Annotated in this window: 25 protein-coding genes; 6 read left to right on the top strand and 19 right to left on the bottom strand. The window is 59.6% G+C overall.

The annotated features are described in order from the left end of the window. Positions 1-373: 373 nt before the first annotated feature. The 4 genes from BP38_RS0116790 to BP38_RS21245 all read right to left on the bottom strand — a co-directional run bounded on the left by BP38_RS0116790 (position 374) and on the right by BP38_RS21245 (position 4678). Positions 374-796, bottom strand: coding sequence for a DUF1489 family protein (locus BP38_RS0116790; RefSeq protein ID WP_026988678.1), 423 nt, complete (start codon positions 794-796; stop codon positions 374-376). Positions 797-799: 3 nt separating this feature from the next. Next, entirely contained in the window at positions 800-1720 is a 921-nt protein-coding gene (locus tag BP38_RS0116785; protein WP_026988677.1) for a hydroxymethylglutaryl-CoA lyase, read from the bottom strand. A gap of 184 nt (positions 1721-1904) precedes the next feature. Continuing rightward, the gene (locus tag BP38_RS21250) at positions 1905-3815 is read right to left on the bottom strand and encodes a potassium/proton antiporter (RefSeq protein ID WP_081816752.1); all 1911 of its coding nucleotides are present in this window, start codon (positions 3813-3815) and stop codon (positions 1905-1907) included. A gap of 26 nt (positions 3816-3841) precedes the next feature. Further along, on the bottom strand, positions 3842-4678 hold the full coding sequence (locus tag BP38_RS21245) for an enoyl-CoA hydratase-related protein (RefSeq protein ID WP_051609485.1): 837 nt from the start codon (positions 4676-4678) through the stop codon (positions 3842-3844). A 434-nt stretch (positions 4679-5112) separates the two neighbouring features. Between BP38_RS21245 and BP38_RS0116770 the strand changes: the two genes are divergently transcribed. Further along, positions 5113-5304 carry a hypothetical protein gene (locus BP38_RS0116770; protein ID WP_155992485.1) on the top strand — a complete coding sequence of 64 codons (192 nt, stop codon included), beginning with the start codon at positions 5113-5115 and terminating at the stop codon, positions 5302-5304. On the opposite strand, the gene bfr is transcribed toward BP38_RS0116770, so the two are convergent. From bfr to BP38_RS0116760, 3 genes are all read right to left on the bottom strand, one after another. Then, positions 5301-5786 (bottom strand): bacterioferritin, encoded by a 486-nt coding sequence (gene bfr / locus BP38_RS0116765; protein WP_026988675.1) that lies wholly within the window; start codon positions 5784-5786, stop codon positions 5301-5303. The genes BP38_RS0116770 and bfr overlap by 4 nt on opposite strands. A gap of 108 nt (positions 5787-5894) precedes the next feature. After that, positions 5895-6110, bottom strand: coding sequence for a (2Fe-2S)-binding protein (locus BP38_RS23280; protein ID WP_081816751.1), 216 nt, complete (start codon positions 6108-6110; stop codon positions 5895-5897). Between the two features lie 93 nt (positions 6111-6203). Then, complete coding sequence (locus BP38_RS0116760) at positions 6204-6728, bottom strand: Lrp/AsnC ligand binding domain-containing protein (protein WP_051609484.1); 525 nt, start codon at positions 6726-6728, stop codon at positions 6204-6206. A gap of 116 nt (positions 6729-6844) precedes the next feature. Between BP38_RS0116760 and putA the strand changes: the two genes are divergently transcribed. From putA to BP38_RS0116745, 3 genes are all read left to right on the top strand, one after another. Continuing rightward, positions 6845-10000, top strand: coding sequence for a bifunctional proline dehydrogenase/L-glutamate gamma-semialdehyde dehydrogenase PutA (gene putA / locus BP38_RS0116755; RefSeq protein WP_026988673.1), 3156 nt, complete (start codon positions 6845-6847; stop codon positions 9998-10000). A 67-nt stretch (positions 10001-10067) separates the two neighbouring features. Further along, positions 10068-10487, top strand: coding sequence for a PaaI family thioesterase (locus BP38_RS0116750; RefSeq protein WP_026988672.1), 420 nt, complete (start codon positions 10068-10070; stop codon positions 10485-10487). 238 nt (positions 10488-10725) lie between these two features. Continuing rightward, a complete protein-coding gene (locus BP38_RS0116745; protein ID WP_026988671.1) occupies positions 10726-12138 on the top strand; it encodes a PAS domain-containing sensor histidine kinase in 1413 nt (470 codons plus the stop codon). A gap of 36 nt (positions 12139-12174) precedes the next feature. Here BP38_RS0116745 and BP38_RS0116740 read toward each other — a convergent pair whose 3' ends face one another. The 5 genes from BP38_RS0116740 to BP38_RS21235 form a co-directional block, all read right to left on the bottom strand. Beyond that, complete coding sequence (locus BP38_RS0116740) at positions 12175-12855, bottom strand: SDR family oxidoreductase (RefSeq protein WP_026988670.1); 681 nt, start codon at positions 12853-12855, stop codon at positions 12175-12177. A gap of 205 nt (positions 12856-13060) precedes the next feature. After that, positions 13061-13504, bottom strand: a complete 444-nt coding sequence (locus BP38_RS0116735) for a PaaI family thioesterase (protein ID WP_026988669.1) — start codon at positions 13502-13504, stop codon at positions 13061-13063. Positions 13505-13532: 28 nt separating this feature from the next. Further along, positions 13533-14174, bottom strand: coding sequence for a glutathione S-transferase family protein (locus tag BP38_RS21240; RefSeq protein ID WP_051609483.1), 642 nt, complete (start codon positions 14172-14174; stop codon positions 13533-13535). A 55-nt stretch (positions 14175-14229) separates the two neighbouring features. Beyond that, a complete protein-coding gene (gene mgtE, locus BP38_RS0116725; RefSeq protein ID WP_162175180.1) occupies positions 14230-15621 on the bottom strand; it encodes a magnesium transporter in 1392 nt (463 codons plus the stop codon). A gap of 4 nt (positions 15622-15625) precedes the next feature. Beyond that, entirely contained in the window at positions 15626-17932 is a 2307-nt protein-coding gene (locus BP38_RS21235) for an NADP-dependent malic enzyme (RefSeq protein ID WP_035725685.1), read from the bottom strand. Between the two features lie 148 nt (positions 17933-18080). Between BP38_RS21235 and lipB the strand changes: the two genes are divergently transcribed. Continuing rightward, positions 18081-18764 carry a lipoyl(octanoyl) transferase LipB gene (lipB, locus tag BP38_RS0116715; protein ID WP_035725683.1) on the top strand — a complete coding sequence of 228 codons (684 nt, stop codon included), beginning with the start codon at positions 18081-18083 and terminating at the stop codon, positions 18762-18764. A gap of 6 nt (positions 18765-18770) precedes the next feature. Here the strand turns inward: lipB and BP38_RS0116710 are convergent, their stop codons facing one another. The 6 genes from BP38_RS0116710 to BP38_RS0116685 form a co-directional block, all read right to left on the bottom strand. Then, a complete protein-coding gene (locus BP38_RS0116710) occupies positions 18771-19139 on the bottom strand; it encodes a DUF4870 family protein (protein ID WP_026988666.1) in 369 nt (122 codons plus the stop codon). Between the two features lie 70 nt (positions 19140-19209). Next, a complete protein-coding gene (locus BP38_RS0116705; RefSeq protein WP_026988665.1) occupies positions 19210-19659 on the bottom strand; it encodes an NUDIX domain-containing protein in 450 nt (149 codons plus the stop codon). A 24-nt stretch (positions 19660-19683) separates the two neighbouring features. Beyond that, on the bottom strand, positions 19684-19965 hold the full coding sequence (locus BP38_RS0116700; RefSeq protein WP_026988664.1) for an acylphosphatase: 282 nt from the start codon (positions 19963-19965) through the stop codon (positions 19684-19686). Positions 19966-19969: 4 nt separating this feature from the next. Continuing rightward, positions 19970-20416: a hypothetical protein gene (locus BP38_RS0116695; protein WP_026988663.1), complete on the bottom strand. Its 447-nt coding sequence runs from the start codon at positions 20414-20416 to the stop codon at positions 19970-19972. Positions 20417-20438: 22 nt separating this feature from the next. After that, positions 20439-22400 carry an acetyl-CoA carboxylase biotin carboxylase subunit gene (locus BP38_RS0116690; protein WP_026988662.1) on the bottom strand — a complete coding sequence of 654 codons (1962 nt, stop codon included), beginning with the start codon at positions 22398-22400 and terminating at the stop codon, positions 20439-20441. A gap of 53 nt (positions 22401-22453) precedes the next feature. Beyond that, complete coding sequence (locus BP38_RS0116685; protein ID WP_026988661.1) at positions 22454-23986, bottom strand: acyl-CoA carboxylase subunit beta; 1533 nt, start codon at positions 23984-23986, stop codon at positions 22454-22456. Between the two features lie 143 nt (positions 23987-24129). On the opposite strand from BP38_RS0116685, the gene BP38_RS0116680 reads away from it, so the two are divergent. Then, positions 24130-25167 (top strand): AI-2E family transporter, encoded by a 1038-nt coding sequence (locus BP38_RS0116680; protein ID WP_026988660.1) that lies wholly within the window; start codon positions 24130-24132, stop codon positions 25165-25167. A gap of 15 nt (positions 25168-25182) precedes the next feature. Here BP38_RS0116680 and BP38_RS0116675 read toward each other — a convergent pair whose 3' ends face one another. Then, positions 25183-25890: an ATP12 family chaperone protein gene (locus BP38_RS0116675; RefSeq protein ID WP_035725680.1), complete on the bottom strand. Its 708-nt coding sequence runs from the start codon at positions 25888-25890 to the stop codon at positions 25183-25185. Positions 25891-25894: the final 4 nt, after the last annotated feature.

Below are 25894 nucleotides of genomic sequence, written 5' to 3'. Positions count from 1 at the left end.
CAGGATACGCCAACAAATAACGGCCCTATGCCAAACAAGCATAAAACCGCCGTCCGCGTATCCCTTCCATTCATTCCAACAATGTCAAAGAGCCGGCTCTCACCTAAATGAGGGCCAAAATCTCCCGTTCGGAAGCAGTGCCTCCAGACCTTTTCGTCCCTGAACGGAAGAGCAAAGAGTATATCCACAGAGACAAGTTCATTCAACGTCTTTTCAGACGCTGTCTGAATTTTTTGTCTTCGGGAAGCCGCGGGAGTTAAGGCAGAGCGCCTTCAGCGCCGCGACAAGTGCTTATTTAGGGATATCGGCCGGTGCTGTCCAGAGCAAAATTCAAATCTTACCGTAAATTTTTTGCAGTCTCGTGAAAGCCACCTCATAACAGGCCCAGTTCTCGCAGCTCAGCCAACATCTCCGGCGGCGCCTCGGCAAGGGAGTCCCCGGACTCGCCCAGGTCAGCCGGCGCCTGCGCCGCCGTCAAATAGCGCCACCCCTGGAAGGGCCGCTGCGGACGCGGCACCACCCGGACCAAGCCAGGTCTCAGAACCAGACGGGCGTAAGAGCGCCCGGAGTCATCGACTCGTTCTTCTATGTCCTCCAGAGGTTGGCGCGCCTGGACCAGTCCCTTGATCACCCAGTAGATCGAACCGCCTTCCAGAAGCTCCCTCCGCCGGCGCGGGATCATGCGGGTGTCATGCCAGAGACCTCCGGCGGTAGCCAGACGACGCTCCTGGAATTCGTTCAGGCTTTCAACCGATTCGCTGCCAACGGACAGCTTGATCATATTCAGTTCGGCCAAGCTCTATACCTCCTCGCGACTTGCATCCCCGCCCCGCGCCAGGGCGACACGAGAGCGCGAGGGCTGGCGAATCTGCTGCGAGATGAAGTTGCCGGCCGCAACCAGACGGTCCAGGTCTACCCCACTGCGAATCCCGAGACCGTTCAGCATGTAGACCACATCCTCAGTGGCGACATTGCCACTGGCACCGGCTGCATAGGGACAGCCGCCAAGCCCAGCCACCGAGGCATCCACCACAGACACCCCTTCCAGCAGGCAGGCATAGATATTGGCCAGTGCCTGGCCGTAGGTATCGTGGAAATGCACCGCCAACTCCGTCAGGGGAACATCCTGGGAGACATGCTTGACCAGACCGCGTGCTCGGCCAGGCGTCCCAACTCCGATGGTGTCCCCCAGAGATATTTCATAACAGCCGAGTCCTCGCAGCTCCCGCGCCACCCACGCGACGGCACCCGGATCGACTTCCCCCTCGTAGGGACAGCCCAGCACACAGGAAACATAGCCGCGAACCTTCAGGCCTGCAGCCAGGGCCCGTTCGGTGACGGGCGCAAAGCGTTCCATCGAGTCCTCGATGGAACAGTTGATGTTGCGCTGGGAAAAACTCTGGGAGGCCGCAGCAAAAATCGCAATCTCCCTGGTCCCGGCTTCGAGTGCCGCATCCAGGCCCTTCTCGTTGGGAACCAGAACGGGGTAGCTGACCCCGTCCCTTTGCGGCAGTAATGACATCACCTCGGCCGTGGCCGCCATCTGCGGAACCCAGCGCGGGCTGACAAAGGCGCCGGCCTCGATGTGAGTCAAACCAGCTTCCGCCAGCCGCGTGATCAGATCCGCTCGCACCGCGGCCGGAAGATGGATCGACTCGTTCTGCAGGCCGTCGCGCGGGCCAACTTCGACCAGCCGGACGGCTTTCGGCACGTCACTCATGCGCACCTGCCGTATTTCATCAACTGAACCAAAAACACCAGCTGTGGCTCCTGTCCTACAAAATCACCCTCTGTGAAATGACCCTGAGCCACAATGCCATCTTAAGCGAAGCCGATGGTATGTTGCCTTTTCATGGCTACCAGTACTCTGAGTTCCAGCGCCAACAACAGGTGGAGGAAGGACCCTACTTCTTGCTTTCCTTCACAGGGACCACAGCATTCTCCTGCTTTCCTAACTGGGCTTCATCAACCTTGGCCTGGGTTTCATCGGCACTGGTCTCGTGGTGCGTCGTGGAAACCCAGGGCAAGCCGCGGCGAAAGAAAGCAGTCGCCCTGTGAAAGAGCGTGATCAAACGCTCTGGCAGCAGCTGGGGTTGCGCCGGTTCCAGCCAAATCCCAACCTCGGTTATCCCCTCATCATTCAGGTCGCGCACAACCAGTTCGATTGCCCCCAGCGGCAGCCGATCACCAACGGAAACCGTCTTGCCGAGGCGCTTGCGCAGAAAGTCCGCCAGGGGCATTTCACGTTCCTGCTTCGTAACCGGGAGGTCATAGGCATCCGATAGCGCACCCAGGGGCGTGGTGCCCGGGAAGGAAAAATCACCCAGGGTCACGTCTTCGCGCTTGGCCCCGCTGCGCCGGCGCGGCAAGAGCTGGCGGTCGAGCAGCAGGATCTGCTCGGGCGGCGCGACGGTCAGAAGATAGTCATTCGGTTTCAAGGTTTTGATCAGTTGCCGCGGCACCACGACATTCTCGCGCAAAAGCGCCAGGATACGGACGCGATCCGGCACGCGCAGTGCGTCGATGGACTTGTTTACCATGGGACTGGTCTGGGCGATGCGGTAACCGACCATTTCCCGGTCAAAGCCCGAAGGCAGTTCGAAATCCAGCTTGCCCTTGTCCTCGGGTGTCGGTGGCAACTCGATGTTCAGGCGCCGGGCCAGCCAGGGCACAGTCCAGCCCTGCAGGATCAGTGAGCTGAGCACCACGATGAAGGCAACATTGAAATACTGCATGCCACCGACAACGCCCTGCAGCAGTGGAATGATGGCAAGGAAGATCGGGACGGCACCCCGCAACCCCACCCAGGCGATGAACAGGCGCTCCTCGCGCGAGAAGTTGAAGGGTGCAAGACAGATCGCGACCGCCAGGGGACGCGCGACAAACATCAGCCCCAGGGCAACCAGGCCAGCGGGCAGGAGGTCGGGCAGAAGGCTGGTGGGTGTCACCAGGAACCCCAGCATCAGGAACATCCCGATCTGGCAGACCCAGGCAATTCCATCGTGGAATCTTCGGATCAGCTGATTGGCGCGCAGGCGCTTGTTGCCCGCAATGATTCCGGCCAGATAAACGGCAAGGAAGCCACTGCCCCCCAACTGCTGTGCACCGCCGAAGACGACCATCGCGCCGGCAATCACGAAAACGGGATAGAGGCCGGGGGCCAGTTCCAGCTTGTTGACCAGCCAGGTCAGGGCATACCCCCCCAGCAACCCGAACGCGGCCCCCACCCCCAGCTGAAGCAGGAAGCTCTGGGCTATATCCCAGGTAATGTCGGTGACGCCCGTGGTGACAAGCTCGGCCAGCGCGATGGTCAGGAAGATGGCCATGGGATCGTTGACGCCGGATTCCACCTCGAGGGTGGTCCCAACCCGACGTTTGAGGTCCATGCCGCGCTGGTGCAACAGCAGGAACACCGCCGCAGCATCGGTCGACCCCACGATCGCTCCGACCAGCAGTGATGGCAGTAACCCGAAATCCAGCACGGCCCAGGCAAACAGGCCGGTCAACCCGGCCGTGATCAGGACGCCCACGGTCGCCAGCAGGGAAGCCGGCGCCCAGGCAAGCTTTATGGACCGGTAGGGTGTGCGCAGACCGCCATCGAACAGGATGATGGCAAGGGCCAGACTACCAATCAGATAGGCCTGATTGAAGTTGTCGAAGGAAATGCCAATCGGCCCGTCCTCGCCAAAGAACATTCCCAGGCCCAGGAAGACCAGCAGAAGCGGCGCGCCGATTCGGGAAGACAGCACGCCCGCCAGAATACTGACCAGCAGCAGGGCCCCGCCCATGAATATCAGTTGATTGGCAAGTTCCATGTTCCTTTGCGGCCATCCGGCCGGCGTTATCCTTTCCTATTTGCCTTGGCCGCGGCAGTCGGCGGCTCTCCCCTGGCGCCACGCCACGATGGCGTGGCCTTGTCCAGAAAGGCACCAATACCTTCACGCCCTTCAGGAGATACACGCAGCCGCGCGATCCGTTCCGCTGTTGCGCGCTTCAGCTCAGGCGAGTGACGGTTCGCCTCCACAGAGAAGACCAGCTCCTTGGCAGCGCGCAACGCCATGGGCCCTCCTGCCAGAATGCGATTCGAGAGAGCTTCGGCCCGGACCTCCAATTTCTCAGGAGCCACCACCTCGTGCAGAAGCCCCAGACGACAGGCCTCTTCGGCCGAGAATCTCTCGGCTGTCAGGAAGTAGCGCCTGGCCGCGCGCAGGCCTATGGCATCAAGGACATAGGGCGATATTACGGCCGGGATAAGCCCCAGCCTGACCTCACTCAAGGCAAAGACGGCACTGTCGGCCGCCAATGCGACGTCACAACAGGCAACTAGGCCGACGCCACCGCCTATGGCCGCGCCCTGGACCACCGCAATCGTGGGCCGTGAAAAGCTGTTAAGGCGCTCCATCAGACCTGCCATTGCCTCGGCATCCCGGATGTTCTCGGCCTCACCATAGCCGGCCATTGCCTGCATCCAATTCAGGTCCGCGCCGGCCGAGAATGAAGCCCCTTCGGCGGCCAGCTGCAGGAGGCGAACGTCGTCGGCATGGTCCAGCCGTTCCAGGGCCTCACTCAAGCCTGCGATCAAAGCGTCATTGAAGGCATTATGGACCTCGGCGCGCGCGAGGGTAATCCGCACGATGCCGTCATCTTTATGCTCTTCCCGGAACAGCGGCTCACTCATTCGGCGACACTCTCCCAGGTACAACTGCGGCAAGGGCAGGATACCTGCCTTGTGCTGAGGAAACAGACTCCATGTATGTCATGAGGATCGGCTCCTTTGTGGTCTCGACCATCAGGGCACAGCCGAGGAGCGGAACAGGAAAACTCTCGCGCTTGGCTTCGATCCGACAGAATCGAATCGTGCCCAATTCAAAATATAACCAACTGGACCGATTATGGCGGCAGAAATGCCAGAATCAGAATATTTCTTCATTTCCAATATCATGGATTTGCAGGTCCAAGCAAAAGTTGGCGACCCTTTCCAATTGCAGGGCGCCGCCTTCAGGAGATTCCGAAATCGTCCATTCCCGTGAGCCAAGCGGACAACAAAGAAGTCTTGCCAGATTGTGATAATTTTTGATAATGAATTTCATTATCAAAACCTGGGAGACAAGAATGACCGTCCTGCGCACCCTGGATCCCGCACTGCTTATCCGCCTGACCCGACAGGAAGCCTGGTCCCGAACAGCCGAGACAAACAAGGCCGCCCCCTCAAGGGCAAGCAAGAGAACAGGAAACGACCAGGAAGTCAGGAACGGCGCGGCGCAACTCGTTCAGGCGTCGGGAAAGGATCCGGTTCCGATCTAGCCTTCGGATTCGTTGGCGCTGGTTTGCAGTTGGATGAAATTCTCCAGGCCCATGCGCCCGATCAGCCCAAGCTGAGTCTCCAGCCAATCGACATGCTCTTCCTCGCTTTCGAGGATACTCTCGAAGAGTTCGCGGCTGACAAAGTCGTGCACCTGTTCGCAATGGGTAACCGCCTCGCGGAGGAGCGGAATGGCCTTGCTTTCCAGCTTCAGGTCACACTCCAGAATCTCCTTCACGTCCTCCCCAATCATGATCTTGTGCAGATCCTGCAGATTCGGGAGTCCCTCAAGGAAGAGGATACGCTTGATCAGCTGATCCGCGTGTTTCATCTCATCGACGGATTCCGCGTATTCCTTGTTCGCCAGCTCGGACACACCCCAGTCGCCCAGGATGCGCGAATGCAGGAAATACTGGTTGATAGCCGTCAATTCGTTGGTGAGTACCTTGTTGAGATACTCGATGACCTGCTTGTCACCCTTCATACCCGTCTCCTGCAGTCGCACCTGGATTCATGGTCTTTCGAACTTGGCGGCGAAAGGGATCGCCGACCCAAGACAGGTGTTCACCCTATCAAGAGAAAGACAGGATTGTCACTCTGCAGCAATCGGTAAAGTGGAAGAAGCCAGAGGCAGACTATCCGATGAGGTTCGTTCCTCCGTCAGGATATCGCTGATCGTCTCCCTACAACGCCCGCAGTTGGGCTTTGCGCCCTGGGCCCTGTAGACCTGTGCCACAGTTCCAGCGCCCTCCTCTATGGAGCGGCGCACATCGCGGCAGGTAAATCCGTTGCAGAGACAAACGTACATGGAAAACCACGGCTGACTTTCGATACACCATGCCTAAAGCGACTGAGAATGAATGTCAATAGCTTGATTTTGCCACTGCCTTCAGACCAGCTTTCACGCTGGTTCCGGAGGCTCCAAGGGATCATGAATAGGCAGCGGGCTATCCGTTTTGACCTCCTCCATCACCACATAGGAATGGGTCTGGGCGATGGCGGACATTTCGGCAAGCCCCTCCCCAAGGAATTTTCGATAGCTCGCCATGTCCGGCATGCGCACCTTCAACAGGTAGTCGAACCCGCCTGAAACCATGTGGCACTCCAGCACTTCCGGCAGCCCCTCGACAATCTTGCGAAATTGTTCGAAAGTTTCCGGTGTCGTGCGGTCCAGCGTCACCTGGACCAGGATCATCAGGGCGGCGTCGAGCTTCATGGGGTCCAGGATTGCCCGGTAACCCTTTATATAGCCTTCGCGTTCAAGACGCCGGACGCGCTCGAGACAGGGTGTGGGACTTAAGCTCACACGCCGTGCCAGTTCGACGTTGCTCAGCCGGCCCTCAGCCTGCAGGGCGCGAAGGATACTGCGATCCACCTGGTCCAAAACCCTATCAGAAGCAAATTCCTTGGATGATTTTGCTGCCATTTCTGCTATTTCCTTGCAAAATCCTGCCTATGATCGCAATTTAACAGAATTATCAGCTTCTTTGTATTGCTATTTTGCAAAGGACCCGAAGGGCGCACGGAAAAGGGAGCTAGCCCATGATCATCGATCCTGCACTGGCCGAAGTCAGCACACTGCGCCAGAAGCTGCGCGAGACCACGCATGCCGACGAAACGGAAATCGTCAATCACCTGATCAAGCTTGCGGAATCCGATGCGGACACGCGCCACAGGGTCGAACGGAAAGCCACCGGGCTGGTCAAGGCCGTACGCAATTCGCGCATCGGTCAGGGGGGAATCGATGCCTTCATGCATGAATACGAGCTCTCCAGCGAAGAAGGCGTCATCCTGATGTGCCTGGCCGAGGCCATGCTGCGGGTGCCGGACTCCTATACGGTCGACAAGCTGATCAAGGACAAGATCGGCTCCGCCGAATGGGACAAGCACATCGGCGCCAGTGATTCCCTCTTCGTGAATGCCTCGACCTGGGCCCTGATGCTCACCGGGCGCGTGGTGAAACTCAGTGACGAGAAGCGTCAGAACGTGGGTGGCGTGTTGCGCCGTCTGATCCACCGGTCCGGTGAACCCGTGATCCGGCGTGCCGTGCGCGAGGCCATGCGCATCATGGGGCGTCAGTTCGTCATGGGACGCACCATCGAGGAGGCCCTGGAGCGCGCCAAGCCCATAGAGGCAAAGGGGTACCGCTACTCCTATGACATGCTTGGCGAAGCTGCGCGAACCATGGAGGATGCGGACCGCTACTACCAATCCTACCGGAATGCGATCGCGGCCATCGGCAAGGCCGGTGCAGACAAGAACATAGATGACAGTCCCGGAATCTCGGTGAAGCTGTCCGCTTTGCATCCGCGCTATGAATTTGCGCACCGCGAGCGCGTCATGAGCGAGATCGTACCGCGCCTGAAACAGCTCTGCCTGGATGCCAAGCAGAAGGAAATCGCCCTCTGCGTCGACGCCGAGGAAGCGGACCGGCTGGATATCTCACTCGACGTCATCGAGGCCGTCTCCGGCGATCCGGACCTTGCCGGTTGGAACGGCTTCGGACTGGCCGTCCAGGCCTACCAGAAACGGGCCCATGTGGTGATCGACTGGCTGGCGGACATGGCCCGCAAACACCAACGCCGCCTGAACGTACGCCTGGTCAAGGGCGCCTACTGGGACACCGAGATCAAGCATGCCCAGGAATTGGGCTATCCCGGCTATCCCGTCTTTACACGCAAGGTGCTGACGGACGTCTCCTATCTGGCCTGTGCCAAGAAACTGTTGAGCAACACGGATGCCTTCTATCCGCAGTTTGCCACGCACAACGCCCAGACCCTGGCGGCCATCCTGGAATTCGCAGGCGACAACCAGGAATACGAATTCCAGCGCCTCCACGGTATGGGGGAAGCCCTCTATGAAGAGGTGGTCGGGGAACAGAAGCACAATCGCCCCTGTCGCATCTACGCGCCCGTCGGAAGTCACGAGGACCTGCTGGCCTATCTGGTCCGCCGCCTTCTGGAAAACGGGGCCAACAGCTCCTTCGTCAATCGCATCCAGGACGAGGACCTGCCCATCGAGGAAATGGTGGCCGACCCGGTCGAACAGGCCAAGAAGCTGAAGCAGGTGCCTCACCCGCATATTCCCCAGCCACGGAACCTCTACGGCGACGCACGCAGGAACTCGGCAGGCCTCGACCTGACCGACATCTCGGTCATGGCGCCCCTCTCACGCACTATGCGCGAGAAGGCCGACAAGCACTGGAGTGCCGCACCCATCATCAATGGCAAGGAGGCAAAGGGGTCCTCCGAGGATGTCCGCAATCCCGCCAACCTTGATGAAGTCGTAGGGCAGGTCGTGAATGCGACGCCGCAACAGGCCCTTGAAGCGCTGGAGATCGCCACGAAAGCGCATTTTTCCTGGAATGAGACCCCGGCCGACCGGCGTGCCGCCTGCCTGGATCGCATGGCCGACCTGATGGAGGAGAACACGGCCGAACTGATGGCCATCTGCATCAAGGAAGCCGGGAAGTCTCCCAATGACGCCATTGCAGAGGTGCGCGAGGCCGTCGACTTCTGTCGCTACTATGCCATGAAGGCGCGAGAGGATTTCGGGGCGCCGCTGAAGCTGCCAGGGCCCACCGGAGAGATCGACGAATACTCACTCCACGGCCGCGGCACCTTCCTCTGCATCAGCCCCTGGAACTTCCCGCTGGCCATCTTCACTGGCCAGGTTTCGGCCGCCCTGGTCGCCGGCAACTGCGTTCTGGCCAAGCCGGCCGAACAGACCTCTCTGGTCGCTGCAGCAGCTGTGCGCCTGTTCCACAAGGCGGGTATCCCCCAGGACGTCTTGCACTTGATCCCCGGCGACGGCGCGAAGATCGGCAGCGCGCTGATCGCCGACAAGCGGGTTTCCGGTGTTGCCTTCACCGGTTCCGTGGAGACGGCCCGGATCATCAACCAGAGCCTCGCCAAGCGTGAGGGCCCCATCGTCCCCCTGATCGCGGAAACCGGTGGCCAGAATGCCATGCTGGTGGATTCCACGGCCCTGCCCGAGCAGGTCATTCGCGATGTGGTGATTTCCGCTTTCCAATCCGCAGGTCAGCGGTGCTCGGCCCTGCGCATCCTTTGCGTTCAGGAGGATGTTGCTGAGAAGACACTGAAGATGCTCTCGGGCGCCATTGCCGAACTGAGTGTCGGAGATCCGGCCTGGCTATCCACGGATGTCGGCCCGGTCATCGATTCGGAAGCCCGGGATATGTTGAACGGTCACATCAACCGCATGGAATCCGAAGGACGTTTGATCGCCCGTGCCCCGATGCCGGCATCCGCCGACAAGGGCACCTTCATACCGCCCGTGGCCTTCGAGATCGACTCGCTGAACCGCCTTCAGGGAGAAGTTTTCGGACCCGTTCTTCATGTCCTGCGCTACAAGGCGGAAAAGATGGACAAGCTGATCGAGGACATCAACGCTCTGAACTTTGGCCTGACCTTCGGCATTCATACACGCATAGATTCGACTGTCGACTTCGTGCGCCGGCGCATCCGCGTCGGAAACATGTATGTGAACCGAAACATGATCGGCGCCGTTGTCGGCGTACAGCCCTTTGGCGGCGAGGGCCTGTCGGGAACAGGCCCCAAGGCCGGGGGACCTCACTATCTGCACCGCTTCGCGACCGAACGTGTCATTTCCATCGACACCACGGCGGCGGGTGGCAATGCCTCCCTCATGTCCATGAGCGAAGACCTCCCCATGTAGCCGCTTCCGGCCCTTCCCTTTCCAGCAAAGGTGAAGGGCCGCCACTTTCTGTTTTTCCGGTTCAGTCATGACAGACACTCCCGACAGCCAGCCTTCTTCCAGCGATCACGATACTGGCGCGTTTGGAACTCATGTCGGTTTCCACATCACATCCTGGGAAATCGACCGCGTTGAACTGGCGCTTCAGATCGAGCCTTTCCATCTCAATCGTCACCAGGTGCTGCATGGCGGCATGACTTCCACACTGGCGGATGCCGCCTGCGGTTACTCCGGGACCCATCCCGACATGCCGGACGGTCAACGCCAGGCTGTTACCCTTTCCCTGAACATCCAGTTCATTGGACCGGGTCAGCCTGGACGCAGGATTACGGCCGTCGGCGAAAAGGTCGGAGGGGGGCGCAGTATCTTCTTCAGTCGCTGCGACATTCGCGATGAAATCGGCACCCTTCTGGCCCAGGCAGAAGGCACATTCCGCTATGTCAGGTAAGCCGCCCCCCTGCTCGATCCGCCGCTGTCAGGCAGCTTCAACACCAAAGCTGCAAGCTCTGACGCCGCCCCCATCGTGGAACACAATTTCCTAAATCAAAAAATTTGTTCTACAGACAAGAAATGTCTTTTCTTGTATAAAAAAATGATAAAAATGTGTTATAGTGAAAGTTGATCTATCAGACTGCATCACGCTAGTTTGCTGAGGCAGAAAGCGATGGGGAAATGGAAGGATTTCCATGCCGTCCACCGGCGTGTCCATGATAGGCGTCCCCGAACGCACCACCGCAGAGGCGGAAGCACAGCGGAGCGAAACCAGCCATCCGTCAGGTAAGGCTGAAGGACGCTCCGAGGATTTCCTGCGCGCCTCAGCCGAGTGGCTTTGGGAGACCGACAGCGACTTGCATCTGACCTATGTCAGTGCGCCCGTAGCACGTGGGCTGGGCCGCCTCGCTCACAAGCTCGTCGGAGAACACCTGCTGTCCCTCTTCTCGGAAGCCGAGCAGAAAGCCGACGAACAGAGCCGCGACCGCCTGCATCGTGCGGTCGAGGCACGCCGCCCCTTCCGGAACCTGTTGTTCCACATCGCGTCACCAGACGGAGAAACCGATGTGGTCAGCCTCTGCGGCGTGGCCTATTTTGACGAGGCCACCGGGCGCTACCTTGGCTATCGCGGCACCGCGGCCCCTTGGGAAGCCTATGCCGCGACACGCGGACAATCCAATCGACCGCAGGCTATCGACAACGAAGTTGACGAGGACAGTTACTACCGTCTCATCCAGGAAATGGAGCGCCTTGCCATAGAGGTCTCGGAACTGCGCTATGGCCTGAAGAGCAGCGGGCAAGAGGAGGATGAAAGCGAAACCGAAAGACTCGCACGCCTGGCCCACGAACTGCGCTCTCCACTCAACGCCATCATGGGGTATGCGGACTTTGCGACGAGCAGTCCCTATGGACCCCTGCCCTCACGCTACCTCCATTGCCTGCAAAGCATTTCCGCGGCGGCCTCACATCTGCAACGCGTGATCACCACTTTCGTGGAGGAGAAGCAGCCTGAAGAGGAGAGGCAACCCCAGGCCGAGGATGAACTGCCTCTCGCCGAGATTGTCGCGGAAGTCGCTGTCATTCTGTCACTGGAAGCTGAGCGCGCTGGCGTGGATTGGTCCAGGATCGGCCCGGTCGGTCCCTGGATGGTCAAGGGCGACCGGCGTGCCATAGCCCAGATCCTGATCAACCTGCTGGGCAATGCCATCAAGTTCACGCCAAAGGGGCGCTCCGTGGGCCTCCAGGCCGAACCCCTTTCAGACGATCAGTTGGCCATCGTCATTTGGGACGAAGGCGTTGGCATTCCCAAGGAGGAGCTGAGCCGCATATTCGAGGCTGGCTATCGCTCGAAGCAACGCAAGGATCATATCAGGCCGGGCCGTGGCCTTGGCCTGGCCATAGCACGGGATCTGGCGCACGAACTGGGCGGCGATATCGTCGCCGAAAGCACGCCTGGCCAGGGATCACGCTTTGTGGTCACCCTGCCACGCGTCATGCAGGAGCAGACCGCCTCATCGGCCAACGATGATAGCGAGACCCTGGAGGTAGAACACGGGTTGCAGCCTACACCAAAGACCTCCGAAAAGAGTTACTCTCGATCCTTCTGAAATATCCCGCTACCTGGATAGCACCTGCGAGGGTAGCTACCAGGGGATCCGCTGCCCATCATGATTCAATAGGCGCCCATTGTCTTCTGGGCGAAGATTGAGCATCAGGGTTTTCAGTGATTCTGCCGATTCGTCGACTTCCATATTTGCATTCGCCCCCCCCATCTTGGTCCGCACCCAGCCAGGATGTACGGCAATTGCGGAGATTCCTCTGTCAGCCAGGTCAATGGACAGCGATCGTGTGACCATGTTGAGAGCCGCCTTGCTGGAGCGATAGATATAGCTGCCGCCACTGTCGTTATCGCCAATGGATCCCATGCGTGAACTGATGTTCACGATCAGTTTCCTTGAGCCGCCTTCCAGGTGGTCGACAAAGCGTTCTGCCAGATGCAGGGGCGCCATGGTGTTGATGGCAAAAACCCGCGACCATTCCTCATAGGGAACCTTACCAAACGCCGAGCCCGGATCCTTTGCGCCGGCATTGTTCACCAATATATCCAGGGGAAGATCGGAAAGGTTTCGAGCCAGATTCTCGGTCTGGAGCATATCCATCACATCGAGCCGATGGATCGTGACAGCTTCGCCCAGGGCCTTCAGGGCGGTGGCCTTTTCCGGATGACGACAACAGGCATGAACCTGCCAGCCCTCTGCCACAAAACAGCTGGCCAGTGCCAGTCCAATCCCGCGATTGGCTCCGGTAATCAGGACAGACGACAAAGAAACACCCCCGGTTTGAAGGAACCCTGGCCTGGGCGCACAAGGCACGCTCGGCCGGTAAGCCAGTGCTCGACCTGGCTGAAGGGCGCACCGTTCTCACAGAGTTCGGCATAGCGCAACAACCGTTCTCCTTCGTCTTGTCTGGATTGAGGTTTTCTCATGGCCGGAGGACGAGCCATTCGATGGGATAAGGCGAGCTCAGGCGTCATGAAACCGCAGCCACCTGAAACAGGGTTTGCTGCATCTTGGCGCAAAGCCTCTCCTCATCCTGCCTTTGGCTATAGACCTGGATTTCACAGACGGACAGGGTCCGTCCCAGTTTCAAGACTTCGCCGACGGCGCGCAGGCAGGCACCATCTGCCGGATTCAACATGTTGACCTTGAATTCCACTGACAGCACGGCCCGATCCGCCGGGAACAGGCTGTAGGCCGCCAGGCCGCCGGCGGAATCGGCAATGGTGGAGGTCACGCCCGCATGGAAGTAACCGCGTTGTTGACTGAGCCCCTCGTGAAAATCCAGCAGGATCTCGGCCTTGCCGGGTTCAAGCGCCCCCAGCCGCGCGCCCAGCGTCTTCATGATCCCAATGCGCTCGAAAGACGCACGCACACGTGACTCCCACTGAGAATCAGCCGGCTGGAAATGCGACATGGGATTGTTCCGTTCTGTTGCTGGGTGATCACGCCCGCGCCTTGTGTCCGAAGTGCTCCTGCCACAAGGGTGCGATTGCAGGGCGCTGGCTGACACGGCTGACCATGCGCGCGATCCTCGGGTGGGTTTCCAGCAAAGCTGGGGCCTGTGGCTGCCAGGCTGCAAGCATGGAAAAGTAGATGTCAGCCAAGCTGAAATCGGTATCTCGAAGGCTGCCCTTCTTGGACAGGGCCTCCTGTTCCACGATGCCCCAATAGCTTGCCAGATCCGCTTCCGCCTGGCATTGTATGGCTTCGCCTCCCATCGGATCGACGGTAAAGCGATCACTGTAATTGTAGCGCAACAACGCTTCGTAGATATTGGCAACCGCAAAGAACAACCACCGGTGAAGCTGCGCGCGCGCTGGCTGTCCCTGGGGCGGCATCAGTTCGGCCTCCGGATGACGTTCACCCAGTGTCAGCATCATCGCTGCCGACTCGGTCAAGATGCTCCCGTCTGGCAGTTCCAGTGCCGGCACCTGCCCCCGGGGATTGATCTTCAGAAAATCCGGTGTGCCGTGTTCGTTCTTGCGGGTATCCACCGGCACCCGCTCGTAGCGCGCACCGATTTCGTTCAGCACGGCTTCAGGAGCAAAGGCCCCGGTAGAAAGGGACCAGTAAAGTCGATACATGGCTGAAACTCCTTCTTCCGCAGCTGATGGCGCCACACTCCGCCGGGGCAAGATTTTACAGCAGGATGAGAGCTGCCAATGCCAGGAAAGCGAAAAAGCCGATTACGTCCGTAACGGTGGTCAGGAAGACCGAAGACGCCACCGCCGGGTCAATGTTCAGTTTTTCCAGCGTAATGGGAACCAGGGTGCCGAACAGGCCCGCCGCCACCATGTTAATGACCATGGCCATCGCGATAATCAAACCGATCAGCGGATTGGCAAACCATAGCCAGGCAACCAGGCCGACCAGAACGGCAAACAAAACTCCGTTGGCCAGGCCAACCAAGAGTTCCTTGATGATGAAGCGCTTTGCAGCGCCTCCGGAAAGCTGCTTCAGCGCCAGGGCACGTACGGCGACCGTTACCGTTTGCGTCCCGGCATTGCCCCCCATGGAGGCCACGATTGGCAGCAGGATGGCCAGGGCCACCACCTGTTGAAGCGTGGCCTCGAAAATGCCGATGACCAGCGAGGCCATGACCGCCGTACCGAGGTTGACAAAGAGCCAGGTGAAACGCGACTTGGTCGTCTCCATCACGGCACTGTAGACATTGGTCTCCTTCACACCGCCCAGTTTCAGCAGGTCGTCCTCGGCCTCCTCTTCGACCACGTGGACGATGTCGTCGATGGTCACGACGCCCACAAGCCGCTCGGAGGCATCCACCACCGGAGCGGAGAGCAGCGAATACTGCTTGAAGAGATAGGCGACATCGTCCTGGTCCATGGTGACGGGAACCGTCCGCACACCTTCGTCAAGCAACTCTACGATCGGAACATGCCGCTTGTTCCTCAGGACCCTGGACAGCGGTATCTTGCCGATAGGGCGATAACGGGGATCCACGACATAGAGGTCGTAGAAATCCCGCACCATCTGTTTCTTGTGCGAACGCATGTAGTCGATGGTCTCGCCCACGTTCCAGATGGCAGGCACCACGACAACCTCGCGCTGCATGAGTCGGCCGGCGGAATCCTCGGGATACTCCAGTCCTTCCTGCAGGAGCCGGCGTATCGTAACCGGGACACGCGCCAGGACCTGTGTGCGCAGCTCTTCACTCAGGTCTTCGAAGAACTCCAGCGCGTCATCGCTTTCCAGCCGCTTCAGGACACGCGCGACTTCCTTGGCACCCAGGGTTTCCGCCACATCTTCGCGCAGATCACTATCCAGATAGGACAGGACTTCCGGATCCAGGGTCTGCCCGATCTGCTCAAGCAACTGTTCTCGCTGGGCCGGCGCCAGGCTTTCCAGCAAGTCGGCCATGTCCGCCGGATGAAGATCACTGATCAGTTCGCTGACGGACTCTTCATCGCTATTGTCCAGAGCCTCCTCCACCCCACGCACGAGGGAAGAGGAAAGGCCGATAACTTCACCCTCCGTCTCGGGTTCAGGGGGGCGTGTTTCCACTTCGGCCACGAATTCAGCCCTTGCCGGTGTCTGCGTTCTTGGAATCTGAGGGCTCGATGCATTGGGCATCGACAACCGCGACAGCGCTGATGTTCACGACGCCGCGGGCGGTGATCGAAGGTGTGGCGATATGGGCGGGACGGGCAGCGCCGATCAGCAAGGGCCCGACCGGAAGGGCATCTCCCAGGACTTTCAAAAGGTTGAAGGAAATGTTTGCCGCATCGATGGTCGGCATGATGAGCAGATTGGCCGGCCCTTTCAGGCGTGAATTGGGGAAGATCCGTCCGCGGATCTCCTCTGACAAGGCCGCGTCCGCATGCATCTCCCCCTCGACCTCAAGTTCGGGATACTTTTCGTGCAGCAGCCCAGTGGCCTTGCGCATCTTGCGTGCCGAGGAATCATCATGGCTGCCGAAGTTAGAGTGCGAGATCAGGGCAATCTTGGGCTCGATGCCGAAGCGCTTAACGGATTCCGCCGCCATGGCCGTCATCTCGACCACTTCTTCAGCCGTGGGGTCGTCGCTGACATAGGTGTCCGCGACAAAGAAGGTGCCCTTCTGCGTGATCAGCAGGCTGAGCGCAGAGTAGTCGTGAACCGTGGACGCCTTTCCGATGATATCGTTCACATGCCTCAGGTGATTCTTGTACTGCCCCTCGACACCGCAGACCATTGTATCGGCATCACCGCGCAGGACTGCCAGCGCGCCGATGACGGTGGCATCCGTACGCACGATGGTACGCGCCTGATCGGGAGAGACGCCCTTGCGCTCCATCAGGCTGTGATAGAGCCGCCAGTACTCGCTGTAGCGTGAATCGCTGAGCGGGTTGATCAGGTCATAATGCTCACCTTCGTGTATCCGCAGGCCCAGCTTGCGGATGCGCTTTTCGACAACCTTGGGCCGACCACAGATCACAGGCCGCGCCAGGCCCTCATCGACCAAGACCTGGGCAGCACGCAGGACGCGCTCGGCCTCGCCTTCCGCAAAGAAGACCCGTTTGGGATCCTGGGCGGCCCGCTCGAAGACCGGCTTCATGACCAGGCCCGAGCGGAAAACGAACTCGCTGAGCTGCTGGTGGTAGGCCGCCATGTCCTCGATGGGGCGCTTGGCGACCCCACTGTCCATGGCCGCCTTGGCAACGGCAGGCGCCACCTGGATGATCAGGCGCGGATCGAACGGCCGGGGGATCAGGTAATCCCGACCAAAGGATGTGGGCTGACCTCCATAGGCCTGTGTCACCACTTCAGAGGACTCCACCATGGCCAGGTCGGCAATGGCCTTGACGCAGGCCAGTTTCATTTCCTCATTAATGGTGGTGGCCCCAACATCCAGCGCACCGCGGAAAATGAACGGAAAGCAGAGGACGTTGTTGACCTGGTTGGGATAATCCGAACGGCCCGTTGCGATAATGGCGTCCGAGCGCACGGCTCGGGCTTCCTCCGGCTGGATCTCGGGAACCGGATTGGCCAACGCCAGGATCATGGGATCACGTGCCATCTGCTTGACCATCTCGGGCTTCAGCACATTCGGCACGGACAATCCCAGGAAAACGTCCGCCTCCTCGATCACCTCAGACAGATGCCGCTTGTCGGTCTTCTGGGCATACTTCTCCTTCCAGGGGTCCATCTCGTCCGTACGGCCCTCGTGGACGACACCTGCGATATCCGTCACCCAGATGTTCTTGCGCTTGACCCCCTGGCTGACCAGAAGATTCAGGCAGGCGATCGCAGCCGCTCCCGCACCGGAACAGACGACCTTGATGTCTTCGACAGACTTCTTCACCAGGCGCAGGCCGTTATAGATCGCGGCATTGACGATGATCGCAGTGCCATGCTGGTCGTCGTGGAAGACGGGAATGCCCATGCGCTCGCGCAAGGCCCCCTCGACGATGAAGCATTCCGGCGCCTTGATATCTTCAAGGTTGATGCCTCCGAAGGTGGGCTCCAGCGAGGCGATGATGTCGATCAGCTTCTCCGGATTGCCCTCATCCACCTCGATATCGAAGACATCGATTCCGGCAAACTTCTTGAAGAGGACGGCCTTGCCTTCCATCACCGGCTTGGAGGCCAGCGGCCCGATGGAACCAAGTCCCAGGACAGCCGTCCCGTTGGTGATGACCCCCACAAGATTTCCGCGTGTGGTTACCGTCGAGGCCTCCGCCTCATCCTCGACAATGGCATGACAGGCAGCCGCAACGCCCGGCGAATAGGCAAGTGCCAGATCTCGTTGGTTTCCCAGGGGCTTGGTCGCCGTGACCTCCAGCTTTCCGGCCCTTGGTTGGCGGTGGTACGCCAGTGCGGCTTCGGAGAGATTGTCTGCCATGGACTGTCCCTTGTTCTTTTCTGGCGGGACCCGATCACCTACAAGGACCGGGATGGATCGAAACTAGACCAAGCCTTGACGAACGCAAGCCCGAAGCGCAAGCCATGGCCCTGTGATCAAGCCGGGAAAGCATAACAAGCAAACCACCATGGACAAAACAGCTCTGCACGAGACAGACCTTTATGCGGACCCGGGCCCTGGCCGTGCCGAATGGCGGCTTTCGACGGACGCCGTGGACTACCCAGATGCACTGGAGGCGATGGAACAGCGCGCTGCAGATATCGCGTCCGGCCAAGCGCGAGAAGCCGTCTGGTTACTGGAACACCCCCCGCTCTATACCGCCGGGACAAGTGCCGACCCTTCCGACCTTCTGAACCCTGTGTTTCCGGTCTTTGAGACCGGCCGTGGCGGGCAATACACCTACCATGGGCCTGGTCAGCGCGTGGCCTATGTCATGCTGAATCTCAAGAAGCGCCGCCCGGATGTCCGACAGTATGTTCACAGTCTGGAAGACTGGCTGATAGCAGCCCTGCAGGAATTCAACCTTCGCGGCGAACGCCGTGAAGGCCGGGTCGGAATCTGGATCGTCGACGAGAAGAGCGGACAGGAAAAGAAGATTGCCGCCATCGGCGTACGCGTACGCCGATGGGTCACCTTTCACGGCATCTCACTGAACCTGGAGCCCGATCTTTCGCACTTCCAGGGGATTGTCCCCTGCGGCATCCGCGAACACGGCGTCACCTCTCTGGTCGACCAGGGCTTGCCTGTCACCTTCGATGACCTTGACGCAGCCCTCTACCGCAGCTTCCTGACCACCTTCGAGGAAGCCTGAGCCCCCTCAAAGCAGCCAGGTTGCGGGATCGGGATAGGCCTCGCCGCGCTGCAGGTGCATCAGGCCCTTCACACAGCGCGCGATGAACCAGATGGCGGTTGCCAGCAGGACAAGCCAACCGATGAAGATCAGTGCGGTGATGGCGCCAACGATGCTGAGCAGCAGCCCAATCCAGAAGGTTCGTATCTGCAGGCTGTAGTGTGTCTGCAACCAGGCAGGTGCGGTCCCCCTGTTTATATAAGCCATGATCACACCGATCACGGGCGTGATGCCGACCACAAAACCGGTCAGATAGAGAATATAGACCACGAGCGGCATCATCTTATCGTTTGAATTGCCAGTGCCATGGGGTGTTTGAATTTCCGGCTCTGCCATTTTGGGTCCCCCTTTTCCTGAAAGCTATTCCTTCTACTCGAAAAGACCGGCCCCTTGCCAGTCTCTCGTTTCAGCGGAAGAGATCCTTTGCCCCTTCCTGCAGAAGGTAATTGATAATCCATTCCTGTCCGGATTCCGCCATCTGCCCCAGTGCGTCCTCTGGCCGAATCCAGCAGGGATCATGCCCCTGCTCGAAGGGAGGACCAATCCTGCGACCCAACGTAACCAGGTAGAAGAAGGGATACTTGTGATAGAACTTGTTCTCTGCCGGTTGCGTCAGGAACTGCTGGATGCACAGCCAGGGCGTGACCTTCTCCAACTCATGCCCCGTCTCCTCCAGGAATTCCCGGTGCAAGGCTTCTTCCGCGCTCTCGCCAGGTTCAATACCGCCCCCCGGAATCTCCAGCCCATCCTTGGTGCTTACCAGGAACAGGACTCCATCCGAACCATAGGCCACGCCATAGGCGCCAGGACGGTTCATATAGCGGTGACCGGGTTCAGGCTCGTCGAATGCAATCACGCGCCTGCTCCTTTCAAGGGCAGGCTATAGGGTCGGCAACTGTTCAAAACCGTCATCCTCTGGCGGCGCACAGGGCTCCTGATCGATGTCCCGGACCTGGGCCATTGGAGGACCCTGCCAGCACAACTGGACCATTTCCTCGACGAGTTGTTCCGGGCCACAGAAAATGGCTTCAACCGTTCCCTCTCGCCGATTTCTGACCCATCCACACAACCCACGCGCCGTCGCCTCGCCATCGGCCCAGGCACGATAGCCAACACCCTGAACCCTGCCATGAATGGTCAGATGCCGCGCCACTTCCGACATGCTGTCACCTCTCCTTCACCGAACCCGCCTCGGGAATTTGCGGCTCACTTTCTGGGTAGATCGCCTGGAAGACCAGAGAGACTGCCCGGCGGGCATGCTTCTCCCATTGCGGGCGCTGCACCCATTGATCTTCTATGGTCAGAACGGGTTCGCCCTGATTCTCGTGAAGCAGGCTGTTGCGCAGGCCCCGAAGCCATTGAAGCTCCCGGGCCGAGGCCGTGCGGTACAGCTGCGAACGATCTGATTGGGTCTCGACAATTGCCGCCGCCAGAATCACGACCGTCGCCCAGGCACCCGCACAGAAAACGGCCTGCAAGTCCAGCATCAGGGCACAGGCCTGTTCGGATAAGCGAGACGAAGCGCCAGCGCGCGCATGACGCGCTTCTTGCTCTTCGAACCAGAGGCGCCGCTCGTCCCAGATCAAGCTATCGGGCGGGTCAAGATGCTCCATGAGATCCAAGTTGGCCGGTAAGTTACTCGAATTCAATAATGGCCTGGTCGACTGAAAGGCTCTCGCCGGGCTGGGCATGAATCTTGGAGACGGTTCCGTCCGAAACAGCGCGCAATACATTTTCCATCTTCATGGCCTCAACAACGGCCAGTTCCTCACCGGCCTTGATCAGCTGGCCGGCCTCCACCTTCACGGAAACCAGCAGACCCGGCATGGGCGACAGGAGATAGCGGGACAGGTCCGGTGGTGCCTTCTCCGGGATCATGCGGGACAATTCCGCCACGCGCGATCGCAGGACAAGCGCCTCGACCCTGCAGCCGTCGTTGGTCAGCACCAGTGCCGGCCCGCGGCGGTCCACCTGAACGGTGATCGCAGACCCGTCCAGCTGTCCAGTGAACAGCGGCCACCCGGGTCTCCAGTCTCCCTCGACCGACAGCGTGCCCTGCTCGGAGGTCACCCGAATCCCCTTCTCGGCCCGCTCGATGGAAAAGGGGTATTCCTCCTGCCCGATGCGCACGACACGCTCGGAGCCGTTGCTGATCGGCATGGAATGACAGCCTTCCCGGCGCCACTCGATAAAGGCCGCCACAGCCGCAAGGCCCAGCTGTTCCTCGTCACTCAGCGCCCGACCGGCAAAGCCCTCTGGGAACTCCTCGGCAATGAAGTTCGTCGTGATATTGCCGTCACGAAAGCGCGGGTGTGCCATAACGGCGGAAAGGAAGTTGATGTTGTGGTTGATGCCGCGGATGTAGAAGGCATCCAACGCCGCCCTCATGCGCGTGACCGCGGCACGGCGGTCTGATCCCCAGGTCACCAGCTTGGCGATCATGGGATCATAGAACATGGTGATCTCGGATCCTTCGTCCACACCGCTGTCTATGCGGACGTCCCGCCCCTTCTCGGGCTCCTGATAGCGCCTCAGCCGGCCGATGGAGGGCAGGAAATTACGTGCGGGATCCTCGGCATAGACCCGGGTTTCAATGGCCCAGCCATTGCGCTTGATATCCTTCTGCTCGAAGTCCAGTTGCTGGCCTGCGGCGATGCGGATCATCCACTCCACCAAGTCGAGGCCCGTGATCATCTCGGTGACAGGGTGCTCCACCTGCAGGCGGGTGTTCATTTCCAGGAAGAAGAAATTCTTGTCCTTGTCGACAATAAATTCGACCGTACCGGCCGAGTGATAGTCCACTGCCGCCGCCAACTGGCAAGCTTGCTCGCCCATGGCCTGGCGGGTCTTTTCATCCAGGAAGGGGGAAGGCGCCTCCTCGATAACCTTCTGGTGACGTCTCTGGATCGAGCACTCCCGTTCATGCAGATAGACGGGGGGCGACTTACCGTCAGCCAGGACTTGGATCTCGATGTGCCGCGGTTGTTCCACATAGCGCTCGATGAAGATGCGGTCATCGCCGAAACTGCTCTTGGCCTCATTGCGCGCCGAACCAAAACCGTCGCGCACCTCCTGTTCGTTGCGCGCGATCCGCATGCCCTTGCCACCGCCGCCGGCAGACGCCTTGATCATGACGGGATAACCTACGTCTGCGGCGATCGAGACCGCCGTTTCCGCATCGGAGATATCGCCGATATAGCCCGGCACGGTATTGACGTCGGCCTTCTCGGCCAGCTTCTTGGATTGGATCTTGTCGCCCATGGCCGCAATGGCATCGGCCGGCGGTCCGATGAAGACGAGGCCGGAGGCCTTGACGGCCTTCACGAATTCCGCGTTCTCCGACAGGAATCCGAAGCCGGGATGGATGGCCTGGGCACCGGTCGACTTGGCGGCTTCGATGATACGCTCAGCCTGCAGGTAACTCTCGGACGCCGCCGCCAGACCGATCAGGACGGCCTCGTCTGCCATGCGGACATGCAGGGCATCGCTGTCCGCCTCGGAATAGACCGCAACACTGGCAATTCCCATGCGCCGGCAGGTGCGGATGATGCGACAGGCGATCTCACCACGGTTGGCGATCAGGACTTTCTCAAACACGCAGCGCTCCTTCGTTGTCATGTCTTGTGCCCCAGTTCAAGCGAGACGTCCTCTCAAAGCGGCAGGTTGTCATGCTTTTTCCAGGGTTCCTCAACCTTCTTCCTGCGCAGCATGTGAAGGGCACGGCAAATCCGGCGGCGCGTTCCGTGCGGCATGATGACATCGTCCAGGAATCCGCGTGAAGCGGCCACAAAGGGATTGGCAAACTTCTTGCGATATTCCTCGGTCAGCTCCTCGATCTTCTCGGGGTCATCGGCGTCCTTACGGAAAATGATCTCCACCGCGCCCTTGGGGCCCATCACGGCAATCTCGGCCGAAGGCCAGGCGTAGTTCACGTCGCCACGCAGATGCTTGGAGCTCATGACGTCATAAGCCCCCCCATAGGCCTTGCGGGTAATCACGGTCACCTTGGGCACGGTCGCCTGTCCGAAGGCAAAGAGCAGCTTGGCCCCGTGCTTGATGATGCCGCCGAACTCCTGGGAGGTGCCGGGCAGGAAGCCGGGCACGTCGACAAAGGTCAGAATGGGAATGTTGAAGCAGTCGCAATAGCGCACGAAGCGCGCCGCCTTGATCGAGCTGGCGATATCCAGGCACCCGGCCAGCACCATGGGCTGGTTGGCGACAATACCGACGGTGCGCCCCTCCATGCGGGCAAAGCCGATAATAATGTTGCCGGCATAGTTTGGCTGCAACTCGAAGAACTCGCCCTCGTCGACGACCTTCTCGATCAGCTCCTTCATGTCATAGGGCTTGTTGGGGCTGCCCGGCACCAGGGTATCCAGGGAGTGGTCGTCCCGATCCGCCGGATCCTCGGTGGGCCGCTCCGGCACCTCGTCTCGATTGCTGGGCGGCAGATAGGACAGGAAGTCCCGCAGTTCCAGCAGGGCCTCCACGTCGTTCTCGAATGCCAGGTCAGCCACGCCGGATTTGCTTGTATGCGTGACGGCACCGCCCAGTTCCTCGTGCGTCACGGTTTCGTGCGTCACGGTCTTTACCACATCGGGTCCGGTTACGAACATGTAGGAACTATCCTTCACCATGAAGATGAAGTCGGTCATGGCCGGAGAATAGACGGCTCCGCCGGCGCAGGGCCCCATGATCATCGAAATCTGGGGAATCACGCCCGATGCCATGACATTCAGTTGGAAGACATCGGCGTAGCCGCCCAGGGAGGCCACGCCTTCCTGAATGCGGGCACCTCCCGAATCGTTGATGCCGACCACGGGGGCCCCGACCTTCATGGCCTGCTCCATGATCTTGCAGATCTTTTCGGCGTGTGTTTCCGAAAGTGAGCCACCGAAAACCGTGAAATCCTGGCTGAACACGAAAACCGGCTTTCCGTTAACGGTGCCGTACCCGGTGATAACCCCGTCACCGGGAATGCGTTGTTCGTCCATGCCGAAGTCGTTGCATCGGTGTTCGACGAACATGTCGTATTCCTCGAAGGAGCCCTCGTCGAGCAGCACTTCTATACGTTCTCGCGCAGTCAGCTTTCCCTTGGCGTGCTGGGCTTCAACACGTTTTTCTCCACCACCGCGGCGCGCACGCTCGCGCCGCGTTTCCAACTCGCCAAGAATATCTTGCATGGGTCATTTCCTGTCTTCTCGTGGCGCTGACATGTAATTCTTCTTATCTGCTGATATCATGCGCACAGGCTGGCGCCAAGTTGGGGTTGAATGCCAGCGATTCACGAAAGCGGGACTTTGCCATGGATACAAAGGGTGACGGAATGGATCGAACAGCCAGACTGGCGCACTGGTCAGTCATCTTTGGTGCATCTTTCCTGTTCATCCTGGTGCTCTATCTGAGCCGTCCAGTAACCCTGCCCCTGGCTTTTGGACTGTTCCTGATGGCCATCGTCTGGCCGGTCCAGGAACGACTGGACCGTCATTTTCCACGCTGGGTGGGTTTTCTGGCCTCCGTCTTGCTTCTGGTCCTTGCCTTCGGAGGATTCTTCGGACTTCTGGCCCTTGGTGTCATCCTGATCGGGGATGGCATCGCGGCCTATCGCTACGAGCTCGACCGTGCCTATTTCAGCGTTCTGGCCTGGGCTGCGGCGAACGGCTTCCCGGTGAACGTCCCGAACGTTGAGGAGATGGACATCGGACCCATGGTCGGCATGGCGGCCAGTGCCCTGGACCGCGTCAATGCCAGCATCGGCCTGATCGGCCTGACCTTCATCTACATCTTGTTGGGCCTTCTGGAGGTTCGGGACTTTGGCAACAAGCTCAGGTCCCTGCAAACGGGGGACCTCATTCTGGATGCCATCCAGAAGATTAGCCACAAGTTCCGACGTTACATCGTCGTACGCACATTTGTCAGTCTGCTGACCGGCCTGTTGACCTACCTTTTTGCGCTTGTCCTTGGACTCGAGTTCGCCCTGACCTGGGGATTGATCGCCTTCGTCCTGAACTACATCCCCTTCCTTGGCTCGATTCTGGCCGTCATCCCGCCTGTGGTCTTTGCAACCGTTCAGTTCGACGGCTGGATGATGCCCCTATTGGTTCTGCTTGGAACCTCCACCATACAGATCGTGCTGGGCAACTACGTCGATCCTCGCCTGGAGGGACGTGCCCTGGCACTTTCTCCGCTGGTTGTTGTGATTTCCATCTTCTTCTGGGGGATGATCTGGGGTGTTGCCGGCGCCTTTATCGGCGTGCCGGCAACGATCGCCATCCTCACGATCTGTGATCAGTTTGAGCAGACTCGGTGGCTGGCTCGCCTGGCCGGAAGCCGAATTCCCGGCAAGGCAAGGACACAGTACTGACCGTTCGCAGGGCGTTCAGGCTTTCATGAGCTCCAGGAATCGGCGTGCATTCTGCAGTTCGGCCAGCAGGCGATCACGGCGCTCCTGGGCTTCGCGGTCCCACCCCCACTGTTCCATTTCGTAGGTTTCATCCAGCTCGGCCGCCGCAAAGGCCTCTTCGGCAGAGATCTGCTTTTCACAGAGTGCCAGGGCTATGACCAGGGACCCGCTTGTGCTGACTGCGGAAGAAAGCGAGGTGAGTGCCAGGTCGTCATATGCCTCGACAGCCTTTCTCAGTCTTTGACGTGAGGTGGCGGGCTGCTCGACCACCTGAATTCCGGTGGTGACCTCCAGGGGCGCTCCCAGGCCAGAAGCCATCCAGTCAATCAGGGGCTGCCAGACCTCCTGCTGTCTTTGAGCCAGGTTGTCCGGATAACTGGCACGATAGCAGAGCACGTCGGTCTCGCTATAAGCCACGATCTCATCGACAACCTCAGGACGCCTCGGCGCCACGACATCCCGGGCTGTGAAAGCCAATGCAGTCAGTGGCATGGCCTCCGGATCAAGCTGTTCTTCCTGTGTCTCCCATTCAGTGGCCAGCGCAGTTGCCAGAGGCCAGGACGGGAGGGCCAATTCCCGACGTCCAGGGGTGCGGACAGGCCGGCCATCCAGAAAGATGCCATAGCCGCCCTCCACTTCTGCTGGTTCGGCCCGTTTATAAAAGCGCTTTGTTGCCTGGATCATGTCG

This window comes from Fodinicurvata fenggangensis DSM 21160, from assembly GCF_000686045.1.
Lineage (GTDB): Bacteria > Pseudomonadota > Alphaproteobacteria > Kiloniellales > DSM-21159 > Fodinicurvata > Fodinicurvata fenggangensis.
This window is presented reverse-complemented; position numbering and strand designations above follow the sequence as displayed.

What these genes read in the sequence shown, in the direction of transcription:
- BP38_RS0116785 (WP_026988677.1), bottom strand. Translation starts at nt 1,720, where the DNA reads ATGAGTGACGTGCCGAAAGCCGTCCGGCTGGTCGAAGTTGGCCCGCGC.
- BP38_RS21250 (WP_081816752.1), bottom strand. Translation starts at nt 3,815, where the DNA reads ATGGAACTTGCCAATCAACTGATATTCATGGGCGGGGCCCTGCTGCTG.
- BP38_RS21245 (WP_051609485.1), bottom strand. Translation starts at nt 4,678, where the DNA reads ATGAGTGAGCCGCTGTTCCGGGAAGAGCATAAAGATGACGGCATCGTG.
- BP38_RS0116770 (WP_155992485.1), top strand. Translation starts at nt 5,113, where the DNA reads ATGACCGTCCTGCGCACCCTGGATCCCGCACTGCTTATCCGCCTGACC.
- bfr (WP_026988675.1), bottom strand. Translation starts at nt 5,786, where the DNA reads ATGAAGGGTGACAAGCAGGTCATCGAGTATCTCAACAAGGTACTCACC.
- BP38_RS23280 (WP_081816751.1), bottom strand. Translation starts at nt 6,110, where the DNA reads ATGTACGTTTGTCTCTGCAACGGATTTACCTGCCGCGATGTGCGCCGC.
- BP38_RS0116760 (WP_051609484.1), bottom strand. Translation starts at nt 6,728, where the DNA reads ATGGCAGCAAAATCATCCAAGGAATTTGCTTCTGATAGGGTTTTGGAC.
- putA (WP_026988673.1), top strand. Translation starts at nt 6,845, where the DNA reads ATGATCATCGATCCTGCACTGGCCGAAGTCAGCACACTGCGCCAGAAG.
- BP38_RS0116750 (WP_026988672.1), top strand. Translation starts at nt 10,068, where the DNA reads ATGACAGACACTCCCGACAGCCAGCCTTCTTCCAGCGATCACGATACT.
- BP38_RS0116745 (WP_026988671.1), top strand. Translation starts at nt 10,726, where the DNA reads ATGCCGTCCACCGGCGTGTCCATGATAGGCGTCCCCGAACGCACCACC.
- BP38_RS0116735 (WP_026988669.1), bottom strand. Translation starts at nt 13,504, where the DNA reads ATGTCGCATTTCCAGCCGGCTGATTCTCAGTGGGAGTCACGTGTGCGT.
- BP38_RS21240 (WP_051609483.1), bottom strand. Translation starts at nt 14,174, where the DNA reads ATGTATCGACTTTACTGGTCCCTTTCTACCGGGGCCTTTGCTCCTGAA.
- BP38_RS21235 (WP_035725685.1), bottom strand. Translation starts at nt 17,932, where the DNA reads ATGGCAGACAATCTCTCCGAAGCCGCACTGGCGTACCACCGCCAACCA.
- lipB (WP_035725683.1), top strand. Translation starts at nt 18,081, where the DNA reads ATGGACAAAACAGCTCTGCACGAGACAGACCTTTATGCGGACCCGGGC.
- BP38_RS0116710 (WP_026988666.1), bottom strand. Translation starts at nt 19,139, where the DNA reads ATGGCAGAGCCGGAAATTCAAACACCCCATGGCACTGGCAATTCAAAC.
- BP38_RS0116700 (WP_026988664.1), bottom strand. Translation starts at nt 19,965, where the DNA reads ATGTCGGAAGTGGCGCGGCATCTGACCATTCATGGCAGGGTTCAGGGT.
- BP38_RS0116695 (WP_026988663.1), bottom strand. Translation starts at nt 20,416, where the DNA reads ATGGAGCATCTTGACCCGCCCGATAGCTTGATCTGGGACGAGCGGCGC.
- BP38_RS0116685 (WP_026988661.1), bottom strand. Translation starts at nt 23,986, where the DNA reads ATGCAAGATATTCTTGGCGAGTTGGAAACGCGGCGCGAGCGTGCGCGC.
- BP38_RS0116680 (WP_026988660.1), top strand. Translation starts at nt 24,130, where the DNA reads ATGGATCGAACAGCCAGACTGGCGCACTGGTCAGTCATCTTTGGTGCA.
- BP38_RS0116675 (WP_035725680.1), bottom strand. Translation starts at nt 25,890, where the DNA reads ATGATCCAGGCAACAAAGCGCTTTTATAAACGGGCCGAACCAGCAGAA.